Annotated in this window: 7 protein-coding genes; 6 read left to right on the top strand and 1 reads right to left on the bottom strand. The window is 37.6% G+C overall.

Annotated elements, in window-relative coordinates:
- Positions 1 to 132 precede the first annotated feature (132 nt).
- The 3 genes from HMPREF1151_RS05310 to HMPREF1151_RS05300 all read left to right on the top strand — a co-directional run bounded on the left by HMPREF1151_RS05310 (position 133) and on the right by HMPREF1151_RS05300 (position 3,815).
- Positions 133 to 1,575, top strand: coding sequence for an AAA family ATPase (locus tag HMPREF1151_RS05310; protein ID WP_009661337.1), 1,443 nt, complete (start codon positions 133 to 135; stop codon positions 1,573 to 1,575).
- Between the two features lie 273 nt (positions 1,576 to 1,848).
- The gene (locus HMPREF1151_RS05305; RefSeq protein WP_009661390.1) at positions 1,849 to 2,598 is read left to right on the top strand and encodes a glycine zipper family protein; all 750 of its coding nucleotides are present in this window, start codon (positions 1,849 to 1,851) and stop codon (positions 2,596 to 2,598) included.
- Entirely contained in the window at positions 2,595 to 3,815 is a 1,221-nt protein-coding gene (locus tag HMPREF1151_RS05300; protein WP_009661394.1) for a hypothetical protein, read from the top strand. The genes HMPREF1151_RS05305 and HMPREF1151_RS05300 overlap by 4 nt, the downstream gene beginning before the upstream one ends.
- 79 nt (positions 3,816 to 3,894) lie before the next feature.
- Here the strand turns inward: HMPREF1151_RS05300 and HMPREF1151_RS05295 are convergent, their stop codons facing one another.
- Positions 3,895 to 5,559, bottom strand: a complete 1,665-nt coding sequence (locus tag HMPREF1151_RS05295; protein WP_009661347.1) for a class I SAM-dependent methyltransferase — start codon at positions 5,557 to 5,559, stop codon at positions 3,895 to 3,897.
- Positions 5,560 to 6,294: 735 nt separating this feature from the next.
- Between HMPREF1151_RS05295 and HMPREF1151_RS05290 the strand changes: the two genes are divergently transcribed.
- The 3 genes from HMPREF1151_RS05290 to HMPREF1151_RS05280 all read left to right on the top strand — a co-directional run.
- Positions 6,295 to 15,420 carry an autotransporter adhesin gene (locus HMPREF1151_RS05290; protein ID WP_009661345.1) on the top strand — a complete coding sequence of 3,042 codons (9,126 nt, stop codon included), beginning with the start codon at positions 6,295 to 6,297 and terminating at the stop codon, positions 15,418 to 15,420.
- Between the two features lie 97 nt (positions 15,421 to 15,517).
- Positions 15,518 to 16,321, top strand: coding sequence for a hypothetical protein (locus tag HMPREF1151_RS05285; RefSeq protein ID WP_009661352.1), 804 nt, complete (start codon positions 15,518 to 15,520; stop codon positions 16,319 to 16,321).
- A 727-nt stretch (positions 16,322 to 17,048) separates the two neighbouring features.
- A partial coding sequence (locus tag HMPREF1151_RS05280; RefSeq protein ID WP_255324140.1) for an ESPR-type extended signal peptide-containing protein occupies positions 17,049 to 22,956 on the top strand: 5,908 nt, incomplete at its 3' end.

Below are 22,956 nucleotides of genomic sequence, written 5' to 3'. Positions count from 1 at the left end.
ATCAGTTTTTTTATTTGTGGTATTACAAAACGTAAATTAAAATAGTAAATCGTAATATAAAATATCGTTTTTGCAATTTAATTGAATATAAATAGTTGGTGTGTTACACTTAGCATACTAGGAGGTAAGTATATGAACACTACCAAATATATTCGTTTAGCATCTATGACGATAGATAATATAAAGAATATTGAACACGGTCGTATCAATTTCATAAATACCAGAAAGGACTATAAATCGAGTCTATTAGGTATATATGGTCAAAATGGTTCCGGTAAAACGGCACTTATAGATGCGATTAGCATTTTAAAATTATTACTTACAGGCCAAAAATTGCCTTCTACAATTCGTGATTATATCAATATATCCTCTGCCTCTCATACGTGTGAATTAAATTTTGAATTGTTAATAGAGGATAATCATAAACATATTTTAGTAGATTATGAGGTGGAATTAGGCATTACTTCATCGATTACTGGTGAAAGTAATATATCGGATGATACCAGAGATGGAGAACATCGTATTTGTATTACAAAAGAGCGCTTACAATATAAGCTTGAAAGTATAGAAACCAATATTAGAAAACGTGTTTTAATTGACACGAATGTACCGGCTAAGCAAATCTTTAAACCTAAATCAAAATTAGACTTACTAGTTGGTCGTGATATTGATGATATTACAGATCTAATCGTAAATAAAAAACAAGCGAATGTGGAATCGCGATCCTTTATTTTCTCTCCTGAGTTTATGAAACGGCTTCATAGTCGTAATGAAGTGATGGAATCAAATCAAGATTTTGCATTAGTCTATTCGATTTTGACAGATTTAGTGAAGTATGGAAATCATGATTTATTTGTAGTAACAACGGAACATAGTGGCTTAATTAGTCTCGATGCACTACCATTAGAGATTAACTATCGGGCTGATACGAGACATATTGTAGGTACGATTGGATTATCCTTAAATCAACCTAATGTATTTCCTATAGCCGTTGTACAAGATATTAGAGATAGTATAGCTATGATGAATTTGGTATTAACCCAAATTGTACCAGGATTAACTATAGGTGTAGAAACACTAGGTAAGGAAAAATTGCAGGATAATCAAGACGGAGAGCGATTTGAGTTAGTATCCTATAAATCAAATACATATATTCCATTAAAATATGAATCTGAAGGGATACGTAAAATTATTTCCGTTTTAGGCCTATTAATTTCTGTCTATAATAGAAAATCCATTACGGTTGCCATAGATGAGCTAGACTCGGGTATCTTTGAATATCTACTTGGTGAGATTTTACGAATCATTTCAGAGAAAGGTGAAGGCCAATTAATATTTACATCTCATAACCTAAGACCTTTAGAAACACTTGATAAAGGCTGTATTGCTTTTACCACAACTAATCCTAGCAATCGATATACGCGAATGGTTAATGTAAAGACAAGCAATAACTTACGCGACTTTTACTATAGAGATATCATGCTTGGGGAACAGAACGAAGAATTATATAAATCGACAAATAATGCTGAAATTTCTTATGCTTTTAGGAAAGCTGGTGCATATAAAATAAGATAAACACTTATTAGAACGTAATTCCAATTTAGGGTTATGTTTTATATAGAGTGGATTGATAGATAGCAATAAAAAGGAGCTGTTTTATTACAGCTCCTTTTTAGATTCTATAAGATGAATTTTAAATACCAATATTGATAAGTATAGATTATAATATAATAAGAGAATATATAGGAAGTTATGTGTTGATTTTATGTATTCTAAATTAGTATCAATAGAGAGCTTTTGTGATACTAATGATGTTAGTGTTAAATTTGTGTTGAAGGGGATGAAAACATGTTACCATTATTGGTTGGTAGTGGGATATTGTCATTATTGTTTGGTAAAGGGAAAGATAAAAAATTAGAGGCTGAAAAAAGAGGCGTTGAACGCGCTGCGAGAATTTATGAACCTATTTTAGAAGAAATAAAAGAATGCGAAGCGCAATTAATATCAAAGTATACTTTGGATAAAGAACGTTTTAGTAAATTAATAGATGAAAAGTTAGAGTACTTAAAAAAACTAGAGAAAGACATACCAAGATATAAAGAAGTATATGAAGAAAAATTAAAATATGAAATTGAGCAGTATAACTCTAAAGATACAAGTAAAACGAAAAGTTCAACTGCAGGTGGATTAATAGGAATAGCAACAGGCGGGTTAATAGGAACGGCAACTGGTGCAATGGGAAGTGGTCTGTTAAAAGCAGCAGGAAGTGGTATCGGTAGAATAGTAGGTGGAGTGCCATTAGCTTTAGGCCTTGGCCTTGCCGGTATGGCCCTTGGTTTAATAGGTCCTATTACTTGGAAAATGCTAAAAAAACGGGAAAAAGAAATTGAAGCCATTGAGAATCGAGGTTTTGAAAATGCACAAAAAATGTGGGAGATAAAGATATCTGAATGTAGAAAGAATATGGATATATTAAAATCTAAAGGAGATAAAGAGTCACAAAATCTCATAAATCTTTATGATGAATGCATTTCTAAAGTGATAGAACATGAAAAAGTTATTGCTTATTATCAAGAACGTGTAGGTGATTTGGGATGAGTACCATTGATGAATTACTAGCCAGAAAAAATGCTACTGTAAAGTCTTTAGATAATACGATTAGTTCATTTGATGATAAACAAAAAGAGATAAAGCGTTTACAGTCTATTGCTATTAATACAACAAATATACTTAATGATTTAGATGAAGAATTTTCTAAGCGTACTTCGTTGAATCGACAAGATATTGCATTTCTATTCACTGCGACAGCTTTGCAATGTATTAGGATATATGTAATTAATGCACTTACTAAAGTTGAGCCAGCAGGGGCAGAAAATAAAAAGGAAGATCTATTACATAAACTACAAGATAGATTATTAGGCAAGTTAAATGATGGAGTAGATACGACTCCAGATGTTTATTATGCACCATTAATGCAAATATGTACTACTCGTGGAGTTCCCTATGATGCTACGAGATTTAAAGGTATAAATCATGGATTTTTTAAAGAAGCGAATCATCGATTTGCTACTTTTGGTCATGATCCAATAATTGGTTTGGTTTTAGGTACATCTAATATACTTACTAATACAATTACTTGTAGGGCGAAAGGTCCTTTACCTTTACCTATTCCTATTACATGTCATGTAGAATATGATGCAAATTTGAAAAATCCTTGTATAGGAGATATTTGTTCAACTATAGAAACTTTAAAAGCTGCATCTTCTAGACTTGATAATGATGCGACTTCTATTGTAGCCGCATTGATAAAGCAGGTTATTCATATAGGTACGGATCTCTATACACCTTGTGGCATTCAAATTCCAGGGGCTAATTTAATACTTAATAATCGATATGCAGAGGAATTAACTAAATATATTAGCGCAGGGGATATCATTAAATTTGGTATGTCTTATCAGATTTATAATCTTATTAATATACTCATCAGTTCTGTACATATGCTTACCTGTCCTTCTACAGATCATCGAGAAAGAGAATTATATCATGTAAAAACAATGAAAATATTAGAATACTCTAATATTATTGCTACAGGTAGTGATGTAATTATTCATGCAGTACGAGCTTATTTTGGGAATGCAAAAGTGTTAAAAGAAATCGATTTTGCAGGCCTTATTGGAACTATAATAATGCTCTTTAGAAATGAGACGATAAAAAGGAAAATTAAAAGAGAATTTATTTTAGGTGAATATGAACGTATAGTTTTAGGTGATTCTTATAATCCGACAGAGTCATATTTATTGGACTCTTATAAATAGTCATTTTAAAACTATATATTATAAAAACAACAAAATGAGGCAACGGCCATATGGCCGTTGCCTCGTTTTCGTATTCAAATTATTTCTCAAAATACCCCAGCATTTCAATGTGTGTCAACACTTCGTCCATGTATTCTTCGGTCGGTACAACGTAGTTATAGCCGTCCTTAGTGGTGCGATTAACAGTTAGGTTTTCGTCGAGATTGGCGATTAAATCGGCCCGAGAGATTGGTTTAGCCAATTGTTTCATCACATATAATAGGCCGTTGTCGACGACCTCGTCCACTTGGTTGTACATGTTACCCGGTGTGAGGTATTGGTTGCCGCCTTTTTCCACAATGGTTTCGATGTATTTAATAAAGCGCTCTGGGATGTAGCTTTCATTTTCAACAAACGGCGTGCGAAGATAGGAAGAACCGTAAATGTTGAGGTTGTCCGTCACGATGAGGAGGAACAGACGTTGATACAACACGTCGCCATCGATGACATAGCCCGGATAGTGGGAACTAATATAGTTGACGATATCCTGAACGGTAAATTCCTTGAACGTATCCATCAACACCTTGATAGCGATGTGAACAGTATTGGTCCAGTCCTCAGGAACACCCTTCACATTTCTAGATGGCGCCATAAAGTACAGGTTGTTCAAGATGTCTTGGGTTACAGTTTCGTCGTGATTGATCTTGTCCTCGTTGGACAGTTTCGTCAATAGGCTCATGCGGAATTGCGTGTCGTACACGTAATCGTAGAACTGTTCCTTGTCGATGTAATTGCCGTTAGATAGGGTGGAAATGTTTTTTTCCACGTCTCCTGAAAGCCAGGTAATGAAGGATCGTTGTAATGATTCGTCACCTACATAGGCACAGCCGTGTTGACGAGCTCGTTCGATAAAATCGGATACATACACTGGATCATTGTACGTTTCCAAGTACTCGTGTGCTACGTAATAATCATTAGATTGTAACACCCGATTGATGTTGTTAATTTTGTAATTCGATTGTGCCCGAGAACGATCGTCACTGTTCATCGTTTCCGCTACAAGCTTTAACACACTCTTCGTATACAACGTGCGTTCTAATAACCCCTTATCTTCCGCCCGTTTATCCGCGTATAACATAATGTCGCGCAATTGCTCCAACCGCTTCCAGCCAGGGTACGTATTGTACGATACATAAGCGATGCCGCGGCTCGATAAATTCTCGCTGCAAATGTCGAGAATTTTGTCTTTCACCATGTCCGGTACCCAAGACCAGATACCATGAACGATGATGTAATCGAAGGTGCCAAAACTCTTATCCACGTCCATAATGTTTTTTTCGAGCAGCGTCACATTCGTAAGGCCGATAGAATCGATGGTCTCCTTGCCGTGCTCCACCTGTACGCCGGATAGGTCGATGCCTGTGAAAGTCGCTGTAGGGTAGTACATCGCTTGCGGGATGATATTACCGCCACAGGATGCACCAAGCTCTAGCACGCGCGCCTTGCTTGGCGCAACCGGATCGAGGCCATAAATCTTAGCCTTAGCGTACAAATTGTTAATATTTGTGCTAGAAAATGGCTTTGAAATGTATAGGAACGTATCATAGGATGCCTTTAAATCGTTGATACCCTTTTCTACATCTGTAGGAACGTCCATAGTATGCGTTGTTGTATCCGTTGCATCCGGTTTAGTTACAACATTCTTGTTTGTTGCCGTTTCAGCAGAGGCTGATGCGGCCTTATTTTTTTTAGTTTCTTTTTTCATAATTAACCCCTTTGTCTACACTCCCTCATGTATTACTGTAGATTAGTATATCATACTACATAGTTTTATGGTGAAAGTTTATATCCCTATATATATAACTATATATAGCAAATTAAAAGGATCATAGAACTGGCATTTCATAGATATATATAACTATAAATAGAGAAAATAGAGAAATTTAAAATTTAACTATTATAGATGGGCTCACAACTAAATTCATGAATAACTCATTCATGCTTTATGATGTACATTTGATAAGTTTCACTAATTTAAACACTTGTTTTTCCTGATAGGTAATGGTTTTTATATCCTTATTTAACATGATTTAATAGCATTTTACAATATATCGAAAAAACTTGTAGTGCATAAACATATTAACATCATATTTATGAAGAAATCGTGATTGTTAATATTTATGTAAGTAAATAAATCGAAAATGATTAATATATGTTTACTGAAATTGAAAAAAATAGTACAAAATGTGTAAAAATTACACCATTTCTTAACAAAAATTAAAAAATAAAACATTTTTCCAATTTTATGAGAAAAAAATGAGAGAAAATGTTTTACAAAAAGAAAATTTTTTGTTATAGTATGTACATGAAGTAAGATGAATGAAAAGTGAAACATGAGAAAATGTTCTTCACACAATGATTTTTATTTCTATTGAATAGGGATTAATTAAGGATTATAAGTGTCTTAAAGAAAGAGAAAAAGAAAGGGGTTCATAGAAATATGAATAAGATCTTTAAAGTTGTTTGGAGCAAAACAAAAGAATGCTACGTTGTAGTATCTGAAGTAGCGAAAAACAATGGTGGTAAGAAAAAAGTTTTAGCTAGCGTATTGGCTGGCTTGGCTATGGTTGGTGCAGGGGCTCAAGTACAAGCGTATAGTGGTTTGTACGGTCATGATGATCCATCTATAGAAACACTAGCAGTAGGCCCTGATACATGGGCAAATCAAGAAGCTGCTGTTGCTATTGGTATGCACAATAATGCAAATGGTCGACCAGCAGGTAAACATTCTGTGGCTATCGGTAATTTCTCAAATGCTAATGGTGAAATATCCATTGCAATGGGTGGTGTAACCAATGCAAGCGGTAAGATGTCTGTTGCAGTTGGTTATCAAGCTAGTGCTACTGATGAAGCTGCCGTTGCATTAGGTAATATGGTTAGCGCTGATAAAAACTCCACAGGTGTTGGTCCTGGTGCAATAGCAAGCGGTACATATGCATTTGCAGGTGGTTACCAATCCGAAACAACTGGTATTAGTGGTGTAGCTATTGGTGATAATGCAAAAGCAAAAGCAGCTAGAGCAATGGCTATCGGTGGTCATGCCGAAGCTACAGCTGAGCAAGCTATTGCTATTGGTAGTGATACTGGTGCAGGTAATAAAACAACAGCATCTAAAAAGAATGCTATTGCGGTTGGGCATGGAGCAACGGCAAGTGGTTTAGATACGGCTGCTATTGGCACTTCTGCTACTGCTAGTGGTCAAAGCTCTGTTGCTCTTGGTAATGGAACACAGTCTACTAATCTTAATACAACTGCTATTGGTAGTAATGTTCAATCAACAAAGACAGGTTCAATTGGTATTGGTGGCAATGTTGAATCCATTGGTGATTATTCTGTTGCAATCGGTAGTGCTTCAGCAGGAAAGACCGTTAAAGCTGTTGATTATGCTACTGCAGTTGGTGGCTTATCGAATGCGGCTGAACGTGCGGCAGCATTGGGTGCTGGTGCCAATGCAGCTCAAGCAAGGTCCGTTGCAATAGGTTATAGAGCTACCGCAAGTACTGCAGATGGTGTTGCAATTGGTTCCACGTCTGTAGCATCTACTGCGGCAGGTGTACAAGGTTTCAATCCAGCTGATTCTCGCACAAATAAATATGGTGGATTAACTAGTGCTGCACAAACATCTACACTCGCGGCAGTCTCTATTGGTAATGGTTCTGCACAAACTCGTCAAATCACAGGCCTTGCAGCAGGTAAAGAAGATACTGATGCTGTTAACGTAGCTCAGTTAAGAAGCGTTAACTTAAAATATGCTGCTGATACGGGTAATAGTGATTTCTTGCTAACAGATGGTACATTGACTGTAAATGGTGATGGTGACCTTATTTCCACATCTGTTGAATCAACTGGTGCTATTAAAGTAACAGCTAAAAAAGGTGGTAATATCACTCATACAGATGGTAAAGCTGTAAAACCTACTACAAATGGCATTGCAACAACTGATAATGTAGTTGACGCTATTAATGATTCTTACTGGAAAGCAACTGCTGGTGGTAACACAGATGGTACTCCAAGTGTAGGTAATGTTAAACCTGGCACACAAGTTACTTATAGTGCAGGCGATAATCTAAAAGTAAAACAAAGTATTAATAATACAACTGGTGATCAAGAATATACATACTCCTTAAATCCAGTTTTAACAGGCATTACATCTATTGCTAATACAGCTGGTGGTCCAACAATGACATTTGGTGGTAACTCCATCAATATCACTGGTGGTTCCTTGAATATGGGAAATTCTAAGATTACAAATCTTGCTCCTGGTACAGACGATAAAGATGCAGTTAATCTAAAACAGTTGAAAGATACTGAATTACATATTACTCCTGGTACGTATACGCCTGACGCTAATAAAAAAGTTAAATTAACATATACAGATGGTAATAATACTGTAGTTACTGGTAAAGAAGCCGTTATTGATTTATCTGGTTTGGCAACAGGTGGTACTGCATCTACTGAAAAAGTACAAAAAGCAGCCAACGGTGCTAATGATACGAATATTGCAGAAGTAAATCCAAAAACTGGCGATACATTTGGTGATGCAGGTGCAACGTATGAAGTATCCGTATCCCGTAACGCTGTTAAAGACTCGGCTCGTGAAGCTGTAACAGTAAATAATGGTGGTACAACAACTGGTGGTACCTATACAGCAGATACAAATAACCCTATCTCTGTAACAGCGGCACCAGATAATGCTAATCATAATACAACATATGCAGTTACATTCGATGGTAATAAAGCTGCAAAACAAATTCCATTGACTTATAAAGCAACTAATGGTACTACTACAACTGCTGATCAAACAGTAAAACTTGATAAAGGTTTGAACTTCACTGGTGGTGATTATACAACTGCTAGCGTTGGTGCTGATGGTAAAGTAACATTTGATGTTAATCTTGGTACAGCTCCAGTGGTAACTGATGGTAAACCTGGTGTTCCAGGACAAGCTGGTGCAGCTGGTAAAGATGGTATTGCTACTGTTAAAACTGTTGTAGATACAATTAATAACTCCGGTTGGAAAGCCAATGCTAAAGCAAATGGTGGTACACTTGTTGGTAATTCTACAGCGACTGTTGTAAAACCTGGTGATCAAGTAAACTTTGCGGCTGGTAAAAACTTAACAGTTAAACAAGATTTGACTGGTGAACATACATATACTTATTCTTTGAATAAAGATCTTAAAGATTTAACTTCAGTAGAAATTGGTGGTAGTACAATTAAGACTGATGGAGATCACATTACAATTACATCTCCAGATACAACTACTGGTGCTGCACCTGGTGCTACTGTAACAAATAAAGTTGCAAATCTTGGCGATGAAAAACATATTAAGCCTGATACTTATGCTGTTGCTAATGATGGCTCCGTAACATTAAAATATGTTGATGGTAATGGCAAAGATTTGACTGAAACAACTAAAATTACTGGTATTGCTAAGCAAGATCTCTCCAATATTACACCTGCTGGCGAAACTAAGATTAAAAACTTAGCTAAATCTGCTATCAATATGGAAGATGGTAAAAATACAAAAGCATCTAAACGTGATGTGAATGGTGTAGATACATATAAAGTAGATGTAGAAGGCGATTTAACTGGTATTTCTTCCATTACAAATGGTGGTACAAACAACGGAAAAATTTCCTTTGGTCCAAATAAAACTGTTACTGTAGATGGTGATCATAGCATTACACTTAATGCAAGCACAGGTAAGATTGGTGGTTTACAAAACTTAACATTTGATCCAACAAACTTCACATCTGGCCAAGCAGCTACAGAAGACCAATTGAAATCTGTTCATGATACGTTGAAGGCTAGTGAACTTCATATTGCGCCAACAGCATCTACTCTTACTAATGAACATCTTGGTGGTACTGCATCTGGTAATACAGCAACAGGTGCTGCCGCACAAGCTTATAAATATGATGCAACTACAAAACAAGTTGTATTGGAATACAACGACGGTACTGGCGCTAATAAGACTGGTACTAAAGCAGTTATCGACTTCTCTGCGTTAAACACTGGTGCAGGTGCTTCTTCTTGGAATATTGCATCTGATAAAGTATCTACTACTGAAGGTACTGTAGCAGCAGGTTCCGGGGCAACTCAAAATATTGCTGATGGCAAAACTGTTACTATGAAAGCTGGTAAAAATTTAACTGTTAAGCAAGAGAACGTGGGTGGTAATGCATCTGTTGCATTCTCACTAGATAAAGATCTTAAAGATTTAGATAGTGTAACAACTAATAAAACAATCACTAAAGAAATTACCTTGAAAGATCCTAATGGTGGTGCTACTTCAACCACTATTAAGAAAGATGGCGACCGCATTACATACACTAATGATGGTAGCACTACAGTTAATAAAGTAGCTAACCTTGCAGATGAAAAACATATTACTCCAGGTACATATTCTGTAGATAGTACTGGCAAAGTTACCATGACCTATACAGATGGTAATAACACTCTTGTACCTAATACGACTACAGTAATTGATGGTCTTGTTACTAAGAAACTTGATAATATCGATAATGATGGTAAGAAAACTATTACTGGTCTTGGTACAATTGTAAAAGCTGGTAACAATGTCACTGTATCTGAAGCATCTGATGCTACTACAGGTCAAAAAACATATACTGTAAATGCTGTAACTCCAGCGGTTTACACTAAAGCTGATGGCACTAAAGTAGTTAAACGTTCCGATGGTACATATACAACTAACTTAGATGGTTCTTCTGGTAATGATGTAGCTGCAAGCGATGTAATCATATCTTTCCAAGATGCAGCTGGCGATACAAAAAATGCCACTTCTATCGTTAATAACGTTGGTTCTGCTATCAAAAATCAAACCGGTGGCGATTTCTTAACAAAATTAGATAATGCTAATACAGCAACTCCAAATGCTGCAGTTAATGTATCCGATTTGAAAAATACGGCAGATGGTTTGACAAATAAAGGTTTGAAATTCGACGCTAACGTTGGTGGTGTAAAAACTAATAAATTAGGCTCCACTGTGAAAGTACAAGGTGCTGGTAATGGTGTAGATGCTGATTATAGCGGTACGAATATCAAGACTTTTATTTCTCAAACTGGTGATGATACTACAATCGATGTAAAACTCGATAAAAACTTAACCGGTATTAACTCTATTACTGGTGATACTAACTCCGGTAAATTAGTATTCCAAGATCCAAACGCTACTGGAAATAATGGTGATGCTTTCAAATTCACTGGTGGTAACATCAATGCTGGCAATAACAACATTACTAACCTTAAATCTGGTATTGTAAACAATAATGCTAGTGATGATAAAAATGGTGCTAATATTGGTGATGTTAAGAAAATTGCTAAAGATACTGATTTACACATTGCTCCAACTGCAGGCACTACAAATAATGTAGCTGAATATACAGTTGATGCTAATAATAAAGTAACATTGACATACCAAGATGGTAATGGCACTGCACAATCTGGTCCTAAAGCGGTTATCGATTTGTCTGCATTGGCTAATAAAATTACATCTGGTTATACTTTCAACACGAATGCTATTGCCAAAGGTGGTACTGTTGATGGCTCTGCATCTGTAAAAGCAGTTGATAATGGTGGCACAATCAATTATGCAGCAGGCAAAAACTTGACTGTAAAACAAGAAGTTGATACTACTAATAAAACACAAACGTATACATACAGCTTAGATAAAGATATTAATGTTGAAACTGTGACTGTAACTGGTCAAAACGGTAAAGACGGTAAGATCGGTATCAATGGTAAAGATGGTGTAACTCGTACTATTTCTGTTGAAGTTCCTGGTCAACCAGGACAACCTGGTACACCTGGTGTAGATGGTACAACAACTACACGTCTTGTATTCGATGATAAAGCACAAGCTAACCTTGATGATGGTATGAAATATGCTGGTGATGATGCACAAGGTACTGATAAAACTAAAGTTATCGCTAAGAAACTTAACGAAACATTAGATATTATCGGTGGTGCTAATAAAGCTGACTTGACTACTGGTAACATCGGTGTAAACAATGATGGTAATGGTAAATTACTCGTTCAATTGTCTAAAAAACTTAAAGGTTTAGATTCTGTTCAAACTAAAACTGTTGAATTAGGCGATCATACAACACCTGGTGGTACAACTAATATTACTTATAATACTGGTGATAAACGTATTGAATACACAACACCTGGTGCAACTGCTGGTTCTACAGAAACTAAGAAGGTAGCAACTACTGACGATATCTGGACAATCCAAGGTAATGGCACTGATGTTGCTCCTGTTAATGGTAAAGTTAATGTAAAAGCTGGAGACAATGTTGTTATTAAAACACCTACAACAGCAGATGGCTCTATGACAATTAGCGCGGTAACTTCAGCAGTTTATACTAAGGCTGATGGCACTAAAGTATATAAAATTGTAGATCCAACAACAGGTGCTGTTACATGGAATACAAAAGCTGATGGTACTGGTACTCCAGTCGTTGCAAGTGATGTAATTGTATCTTTCCAAGATGCAGCTGGTAATACAACTGGTGGCGGCTCTATCGTTAATAACGTTGGTTCTGCTATCGATAAAACTGGTACATCCACAGGTAATACATTCTTAACTAAATTGGATACAGCAGCTAATGATACTCCAAACGCAGCTGTAAACGTAAAAGATCTTAAAACTACATCTGATGCATTGATTAATAAAGGTTTGAATTTCACTGGTAACAACACTGGAACTGAAAATGCTCATAAACTTGGTTCCCTTGTGAAAGTTCAAGGTGAAGGTGTTGCTGCAACAGACGTTCCAAGCTTTGCATCTGCAGCTGGTAATATCGCTGTAGTAGCTAATGGCACAGATACATTGGAAATTAAGTTGAATAAAAACTTGAAAGGTATCAACTCCGTAAATAACGGTAGCACATCTATTACATTGAATGATGCTCCAAATGCTACAACACCTGCTGTCACTATTAAGGGTGGTAACTTATCCATGGGCGATGGCACAACTAATGGCAATAATAAAATTGTGAACTTAGCTCCTGGTACAGATGATAATGATGCAGTTAACGTAAAACAATTGAAGGCTGCTAAGACAGTTGTTGCAGCCGGTACTAATGTAACTGTTAATAAGACTACAGGTGCAAATGGTGAAGATGTTTACACAGTAAGCGCTACTGGTGGTGGTACTGGAACTGCTTCTTCCTGGAATGTAAAATCTACAGGCAACACAGATCCTACATCCGAAACTGCTGCTAAGAACATTTCCGATGGTAAGACTGTTGAAATGGCTGCAGGTAAGAACCTCACTGTAAAACAAATATCTGATGCTAATGGTGCTAAAGTCGAATTTGCCTTGAATAAAGATTTGTCCAACCTCGATAAAATCGTTGTTAATGGTAATGATGGTGCTACAGGTCAAGCTGGTGTATCTATCGTTGGTCCTAAAGGCGCTAATGGTGTTGATGGTAATGACGGTAAAGTAGGCATTACAGGTAAAGATGGTAAAGACGCAGTATCTATCTCCGGTAAAGATGGCGTAGGTCATATCGGTTTAAATGGTAAAGATGGTGCTAATGGTATTAGTGCTGATATCGTTGTTGAAAAAGGTAAAGCTGGTGTAGATGGCAAGGATGGTGTAGATGGCATTACACGTATCATCTACAAAGATCAAGATAATAACTCTCATCAAGTAGCGACTCATGATGATGGTATGAAGTTTGCTGGTGATGATGGTCAAGCAAACCAAGATACAAACCCTAATGTTATTAAAAAGCATCTTAACAATGTAGTAGATATTATTGGTGGTGCAGATAAAAATAAATTAACTGACAATAATATTGGTGTTAATAACGTTAATGGCAAGTTGAAAGTTCAATTGTCTAAGGAAATTGACCTAACTCCAGATGGTAAATTAACGATTGGTGCTACAACTGTTGATAAAAATGGAGTGACAATTGCTAATGGTCCTTCCATTACTAAGACTGGTGTAGATGCAGGCGATAAGAAAATTACTAATGTAGCTAATGGCGATGTAAATGCGACATCTAAAGATGCAGTTAATGGTTCCCAATTGTATCAAGCTATGCAAGATGCAAAAACACATTTAGATCATGGTCAAAATACGACTGTGTCTGGTACAGGTACACAAGCTGACCCATATAAAGTGAATGTTCAAGGTGATTTGAATAAAATTTCCTCTATTACGAACAATGCTGGTGATGGTAAAGTTAAATTTGATCCTAATCAAACCGTTACTGTAGCTGGTGATCATAATATTAGTTTAAATGGTAAGACTGGTGATATAACTGGTTTAACAAACGTAACAATTCCAACAACACCTGGTAGTGATTTCGCTACTAAAGGTCGTGCAGCGACTGAAGAACAATTGAAACAAGTTCTTGATGAGGCTAAGAAAAAAGCTGTTGAAAAAGTACAAGCTGGTACTGCAGCCGCTGGTGATACAAATATTGCTAAAGTAGCTCCAAAAGCTGGCGATACATTCGGTACAGCTGGTGCAACATATGAAGTGTCTGTATCTAAAAATGATGTTAAAGATGCTGCTAAAGAAGCTGTTAAAGTAACTTCTGTAAGCCCTGCTATCACAGTAACTCCAGATACATCTGTAGCTCATGAAACTACTTATAAAGTTGGTTTCGATGGTGCTGAAGCAGCTAAGTCTATTCCATTGACTTATAAGGCTAATGGTAATGGTACTCAAACTGTTACATTAGATAAAGGTTTAGATTTCAAAAATGGTACTAATACTACTGCACGTATTGCACCAAATGGTCAAGTATTCTATGATGTAAATCCTAATCTTCAAAATATCTCTTCTATTTCTGGTTCTACAACTGGTAATGGCCCACGTATTTCCTTTAATAATGCGGGTTCTAATAGCACTGTAAATATTGATGGTGGTAACCTTAACATGGGTGGTAATAAAATTACTAACATTGGTAAAGGTACAGATCCAACTGATGCGGCACGTGTTGGTCAATTGACTAAGGTAACATCTAACAACCACTCTGTTGTAGTAACTAAAACTACAGATGCTGATGGTGCTCCAGTTTACGACTTGGCAGTAACAGGCACTCCAGGTGCTCCTGCAGCTGACCCTCGTGTAGATATGCTTGGTGAAGAAATCGGTCGTGTAGGTGCTCAAGGCGCAGCTCTCTCCGCATTGAAACCTATCCAATACGATCCATTGGAACCAACTCAAATCATGGCTGGTTATGGTAACTACCGTGGTAACTCCGCATTGGCTCTTGGCGTAGCTCATTACAAAAATGAATCTACATTAATCCATGGTGGTGTATCCTGGGCTGGTGGTTCTAGCCACATGATGGCGAACGCTGGTGTAACTTGGAAAGTTGGCAACCGTGATAGCGAAGCTGCTGTAGCAGATCGTTACCGCAAAGGCCCTATCAGTTCCGCGTATGCAATGCAACAAGAAATGGCAGCTATGAAAGCTCAAAATGCCGGATTAAAAGGCGAAGTATCTGACTTGAAAGCAGAAAATGAACAAATGAAAGCTCAAATTGCTGCAATGATGGCAAAATTAGGTTTATAATTTGATAGATTAAACTTTCACAGATAACGGGAAGAGGGAACTCGATACCGAGAACCCTCTCGTCCCTTTTGGTTCGACTAAGAAAAGAGGAATAGATATGAAAAAATCTACAATGCTTGCTTTCACAGCAGCAGTATTAATGAGCGCTGCATCCCTTACTGGTCACGCAGCCAGCGCACCTACATATGATGATGTATTAATTGTTAAAAACCCTGTAATGACGCCACAACTTGGTTCTGTTGTACTCGTTCCTGTAGCGAGCCCACAAACGGTGGCAGCTGTTCATGATTATGTGAAAGCTTGGCAAAATGCTGAAATCAACATCGCAAAAGCTAAGGTTAAATACGATGATCATAAACAATTGACGAAATCTGAAAAGATTTGGTTGCATTCTTATGACAAACATAACTATGCTGATTATTTCCGCACACATTCCATCGGTCGTGTGCATGGTCAAGAAGTGTTCATGAACTGGAACGGCGAAAACCGCAACAAAAATGAATACGAATACTTTGATATGCCAAAATACAATGAGCAAGATGGTTTCACTAATAGCTATGGGTACAATGTACTTCGTGGCATGGTAGACCAAATCAATGCAGTTATCCAAGAGCAAAAGAAAATCGGTGGTCCTATGACTGACGAAGAAGCACAAGCGTTGGAAGACTCCATTTTGGACATCATGGCTCATGATCAAGAACATGTAAACAATGACGAACTTCGTCACTACATGAATGAAACAATTTGGTACGCCGCAAAACAAACGGTGAAAAACAAAGCTAGCGAAGAACCTCAAGCTGGAGATGACCACGAAGTAGACCTTCGCGCAGCAATGGCTAATCCGCCTGTAGATCAACCTCAATCCCGTAAAGTAAACTTACGTGATGCTATAGGCAAATAATCTGGCTGAACACTAAATTATAAATCCATATGGCCCTTATAGGCTCTCTAATCCCACCCCCCTTTCTTCTATAGGGGCCATAATAAAAACGCTCACACTGTGAGAACGGACTTTTGAATTGAACGCAATTTTGAAAGTACCGTCCCATAGTGTGGGCGTTTTTTGGTGCATAGAATATGGTTTTTAGTAGATCCATAGGTTCATTTTGTGTGTAGTTTTATTTGGAATACTAGCATATATTAATAGATATATATTAACAAACCATAAAATTTAGCATTATACAATTTAATGTGTTGAATTAATGAATGTCTTATAAATACAGTATTTTGCTGATTTATCGTGTAATTTCGATTTATGAAATTTATAGAATAGTGATGTTAATTAGAGGCCTTGTTTTGTCTGATTTTATATTATTTAACATATTTATAAACTAAAAAGAACTATGACTTATATGAAAAGTATATGAAGAAAATGTCGTTGAGTACGCTATAAACATAGTTATGGCGTACTTTTTGATAAATGTGATTGTTTTTACACATACATATAAAATTCAGTTTATTTTCATGTAAAATATAAAATTTCATTAAATAAATAGATGTAAAAGTATTTACAATTAATTAATAAATTGATATTATTAAGTTATCCTATATGAAGTGTGTGTGAATGAGAGAAAAACCACTCTTCATGAAGTGAACTAAAGTGTAAAAGTTACATTTTTCATGTACTTATGAGAAAGGGGTTCAAAGGTTTTATGAATAAGGTCTTTAAAGTCGTTTGGAGCAAATCTAAGGAATGCTACGTTGTAGTTCCTGAAATTGCGAAAAATAATAGCGGCAAAAAGAAAGTCCTAGCTAGCGTATTAGCTGGTTTAGCTGTAGCTGGCGCTATGGGCGGCATTGCTCCTCAACAAGCAATGGCTGGAGTAGATACTGGCAATAGCCATGTTAATATCTGGGCAGAAACAAGTCCAAAGAGCAATGGTCAAAACTATAATGTTGGTCAAAACTCTATCGTTGTAGGCTATCAAAATACTACTGATAACGTAGCTGGCCATGATGGTAAAGTAGCAATTGGTGCTAAAAATACATCCACAAATAACGCTTCTACAGCTGTAGGTAATGAAAATAAAGCTACAGGTGGTGCGGCAACAGCCGTTGGTGCTGGTAATACTGCTTCTGGTAAAGCTTCTGTTGCTCTTGGTAATGTAAATAATGCTGATGCTAAGGCTGCTATTGCTATTGGTACCTACAATAATGTTAATTACACCAAAGGGTCTTGGCAAACAACACCTAAACAAGCAGGTGAATATTCTACTGTAGTAGGTAATTACTCCAGTGCAACTGGTACAAGTGCATCCGCTATGGGTGTGTATACTAATGCTACTGGTGCAGGTTCCTTTGCCGCTGGTTACAACAATAATGCAAAGGGTCAAAACTCCGTTGCTATTGGTTCTGAAAATACATCCCATGTAGCAGACACTGTAACTTTGGGTCAATTTAATAATGCAAAAACAATGGGTGGTATTTCCATTGGTAAAAATAACTTGACTGATTCTTCTAATGATGGTCGAAATGCTGCGAATACTAGAGATGAAAACTCTCAAATCGCTATCGGTCGTGACAACGTTGCAACTCACCTAGATACGATTGCTATCGGTCGTGAAACAACTGCATCTGGTTCTGGCTCTACTGTAGTCGGTGCTCGTGCAGAGGCTTCTGGTGACAATTCTATTGCTATTGGTCAAAGTGGTAAAGGTTCTCCTAAAGTAATTGCATCTGGTGTAAACTCCATCGCTATCGGCATGCAATCTCAAGCTACTGGAGAAGCTGCCATCGCTGAAGGTGCTGGCTCTCGTGCAGGTGGTAAATATGGCGTTGCATTAGGTCGTACAACTAAAGCGAATGCAGAAGCTGCTACTGCATTAGGTAATGCAGCAGAAGCTAACATTGCCAATGGTGTAGCACTAGGCTCTAGCTCTGTTACAACAACAGATAAAGGCGTTAAAGGTTACAATCCTTCCGATGACCATACACGTCATTACACAAACTTAGCTAACAATGTTCGCACAGCTACTACTGCTGCTGTATCCATCGGTAATGGCAGTACATTGACTCGTCAATTGACAGGCCTTGCTGCTGGTACTGCTGATACAGATGCTGTTAACGTAGCTCAATTGAAAAACGTTGGCGTTGCATTGATTGGTAATACTGGTTCTAGCGACTTCTTGGCTGACGGTGGTAAATTGAATGTTCGTGGTGAAGGCCGTGTATCCGCAGCTGTTGCTGATGAAAATACTAAAGACTCCAGATTGACTTTGACATTTGATGACAAAGGCATGGTGAAAGCTGGTAAAAACGTTACTGTTGATGAAAAAACAGTTAATGGTCGTACTACATACACAATCAATGCTGCAGACGCTGCTGCAAAATACGATTTCTTAACAAATGCTAAGGCTAATGGTGGTAAATTAGATGGTACTGCTACAGCAACTAAAGTTGAAAGCGGTCAAACTGTTACCTATGCAGCTGGTAAGAACTTAACAGTAAAACAAGAAATTAACCAATCTGCAGGCGAACAAACATATACATATTCCTTGGATAAGGATTTAAAAGAAATTACATCCATCACTAACAATGGTGGTCCTACAATGCACTTTGGTGGTGACAACATCAGCATCACTGGTGGTAACCTAGATCTTGGTGATAATAATATCACTAACCTAAAATCTGGTGGCAATGTAATCAATAACGCTGCTAACATCGGTGATGTTATCCGTATCTCCAAAGCTAATGACTTGCATGTAGCTCCTACAGCAGGTACTAACAACAATGTGACTGAATACACTGTAGACGCTAACAAAAAGGTTACATTAACTTACCAAGATGGTAATGGCAACACTGTTAACGGCCCTAAAGCAGTTATCGACTTGAGCGGTTTGAAAACTGGCGATATGAGCTCCTTCAACGTGAAATCTTCTGCTACAGAAGGTAAGGTTGCACAAGGTTCTGCTGGTGTTCAAGAAATCCGTGACGGCAAAACTGTGGAAATGCAAGCCGGCAAAAACATGACCATTAAACAAACTAATAAAAATGGTAATGCAGCTGTTGAATTCTCCTTGAATAAAAATGTGGACCTCACTCCAGATGGTTCCTTGAAAATTGGCGACACTAACATCACCGACAATGGTTTGACTATCAACGGTGGTCCTTCCATTACTAAAACTGGTATCAACGCTGGTGGTTTGAGCATTACTAATGTGAAAGCTGGCGTAAACGACAACGATGCAGTTAATGTTAGCCAATTGAAACAAGTTCGTGCTGATGAACGTCACATCAAACCTGGTGAATACGCAGTTGATAACAACGGCAAAGTAACAATGACTTACCTTGATGGCAATAATAATGACGTTCCTAACGAAACGGCTGTTATCACAGGTATTGCTAAACAAGATCTTTCCAATATCAACAAGGGTGGCGAAACAGTCATCCAAAATCTTGCTAAAAAATCCATCGATATGGAAAATGGTAAGAATACAAAGGTGAGCAACCGTGAAATCAATGGCGTTAAAACTTTCAAAGTAGACGTTGAAGGTGATTTAAACGACATTACATCCATCACAAACAAAGCTGGCGATGGCAAGGTTGTATTCGGTGGTAACCAAACTGTTAACGTAGCAGGTGATCATAACATTAACTTGAATGCTAAAGTTGGTGACATCACTGGTTTAACTAACGTAACGTTGGATGCTCCTGATTTCGCTAAAAAAGGTCGCGCCGCTACTGAAGAACAATTAAGCATCGTTAATAACGGTTTCAATAACACAGTTGGCTTGACTGGTAACACAGGCGCTACTGATCTTCAAAAATTGAACCAAGCTGGTGGCTTGAGCTTTGGCGTAATTGGTGCTAACAATGGCCAATACATCAAAACAACTGCATCTGGCAGCAACGTAGCTGTTGACTTGTCCGATGAAGCTAAAGGTAAATTGAACAATACTGTAGAGGTTCGTGGTAAAAATGCTGCGAAGGTTACTTCTGTAACAGAAAATACTGTTGACGGTGGTAAGAAAACAATCTACACAGTAGACGTTGATAATGTAACACCTACAGCTGCTTCTACTGAAAAGGTGAAAGCAAAAGCTGATTCCAGTAGTTCTACAGATAAAAACATTGCTAAGGTTACTCCTCAAGCAGGTGACCAATATGGCGACGCTGGTGCAACTTACGAAGTAAACGTATCCCGTAACGACGTAAAAGACGCAGCTCGTGAAGCGGTAACTGTAAATACTACAAACACAACTAACAACCCTATCACTGTTACACCTGTTCAAGATGAAACAAACCATAACACAACTTACACAGTAACATTCGATGGTAACAAAGCAGCTACTCAAATTCCTTTGACATACAAAGCGAATGGCCAAAATGCTCAAACAGTTACATTGGATAAAGGTTTGAACTTCACAAACGGCAGAAACACAACAGCTTCTGTAGATGCTGAAGGCGTTGTTAAATACGATGTGAATAAAGATTTAGTTAACATCAATTCCATTTCCAATACTACAAATGGTCCAAAAATGGAATTTGGTCCTAACTCCATTAACATCACAAATGGCCCTATCAACATGGGTGACCAAAACATTACTAACCTTAAATCTGGTGGTGATGTTATCAATAACGCAGCTAATATTGGCGATGTAAAACGTATTTCTAAAGAAAACGATTTACACATTGCACCTACAACATCTAATCGTCAAGGTGAAACAACTACATCTTACGCTTACGATGCAGCAAGTAAATCTGTTACATTGAAATATAACGATGGTAATGGTGCAACTCAAGCTGGCACAGTAGCAAAAATTGACTTATCCGGTTTGGCTGATCAAATCAAAGACGGTTATTCCTTCTCTACTGACGCTAAAGGTAATGTAGTTGGTAACCATGCTGTTACACCTGTAGCAAATGGTAAAACTGTTTCTTATGCAGCAGGTAAAAACTTAACTGTTGCTCAAAATATTGATAATGCAACTGGTGAACATACTTATACATATGCATTGTCCAATGATGTTGATTTAACACCAAATGGTTCCTTGAAAATTGGTGACACAATTCTCAACAATGGTGGCTTAACAATTACAGGCGGTCCATCCGTTACTAAGACTGGTATCAACGCTGGTAACTTGAACATTACTAATGTGAAAGCTGGCGTAAACGATACAGACGCAGTTAACGTTAAACAGTTGAAAGATGCTCGTACAGTTGTTACATCTAACGATAACTCCGTAACAATTAACAAAACTGAAAACGGTAACCAAGTGACTTACGACTTGCATGTAGCTCCTGGTGCTGCACAATCCGTATGGAATGTGAAATCCACAGGTAACACAACTGCTGATTCTGAAACAGCTGCGAAAACTATTTCTGATGGTAAAACAGTTGAAATGGTTGCAGGCAAGAATTTAACTGTAAAACAAACTAGCAACAACGACGGCGCTAAGGTTGAATTCGACTTGGCTAACGATATCAAGATTGGTAAAGATGGCAAAGACGGCGTTGATGGTAAAATCGGCGTAAACGGTAAAGATGGTTCCTCTGTTGTGATCAACGGTAAAGACGGCTCCATCGGCTTAAATGGTAAGGACGGCAAAGACGGTCTTACTATGAAAGGGGAAAAAGGCCAACCTGGCTTAAACGGCAAAGATGGCATCACTCGCATTGTTTATGAAGATAACAACCATGATAAACATGAAGTTGCTACGTTAGATGATGGTTTGAACTTCACTGGTAACAACACCGATACAGTGAACAAACAAAAATTGAACAGCTTAGTAAAAGTACAAGGCGAAGGTGTAGATAAAAATACATCTGCTACATTCAAGAGCGCAGCTGGTAACATCAACGTAAAAGCTAATGGTACAGATACTTTAGAAGTTCAGTTGAACAAAGACTTGAAAAACATCAACACAATTAAGAACGGTGGCAATGCTACTTTCACAATTGGTGGCGATAACTTTGCATTCAATGGCGGCAACGTAAGCATCGGTGGTAACAACATTACTAACCTTAAATCTGGCATTGTAAATAACAATGATACAGATAACACAAATGCTGCTAACATCGGCGACGTTAAGAATATTTCCAAAGCTAACGACTTGCACATTGCTCCTACAACATCTAATCGTACTGGTGAAACAACTACATCTTACGCTTACGATACAGCAAGTAAATCCGTAACATTGAAATACAACGATGGCAACGGCGCTAACCAAGCTGGTACAATCGCGAAAATCGACTTGTCCGGGTTGGCTGATCAAATCAAAGACGGTTATTCCTTCTCCACTGACGCTAAAGGCAATGTAGTTGGTAACCATGCTGTAACAGCTGTTGGCAATGGTAAAACTGTTTCCTATGCAGCAGGCGATAACTTGACTGTAAAACAAGATATCGACGCTACAACTGGTGAACACACTTATACATATGCATTATCCAATGACATCAAGGTCGGCAAAGACGGTAAAGATGGCATCGATGGTAAAATCGGCGTAAACGGTAAAGATGGTTCCTCCGTTGTGATCAATGGTAAAGATGGTTCTATCGGCCTCAATGGTAAGGACGGTAAAGATGGTCTTACTATCC

The organism is Veillonella sp. ACP1 (genome assembly GCF_000286635.1).
Classification (GTDB): Bacteria; Bacillota; Negativicutes; order Veillonellales; family Veillonellaceae; genus Veillonella; species Veillonella atypica.
Note: the sequence above shows the minus strand (reverse complement) of the source record. Positions and strands in the feature narration are given on the sequence as shown.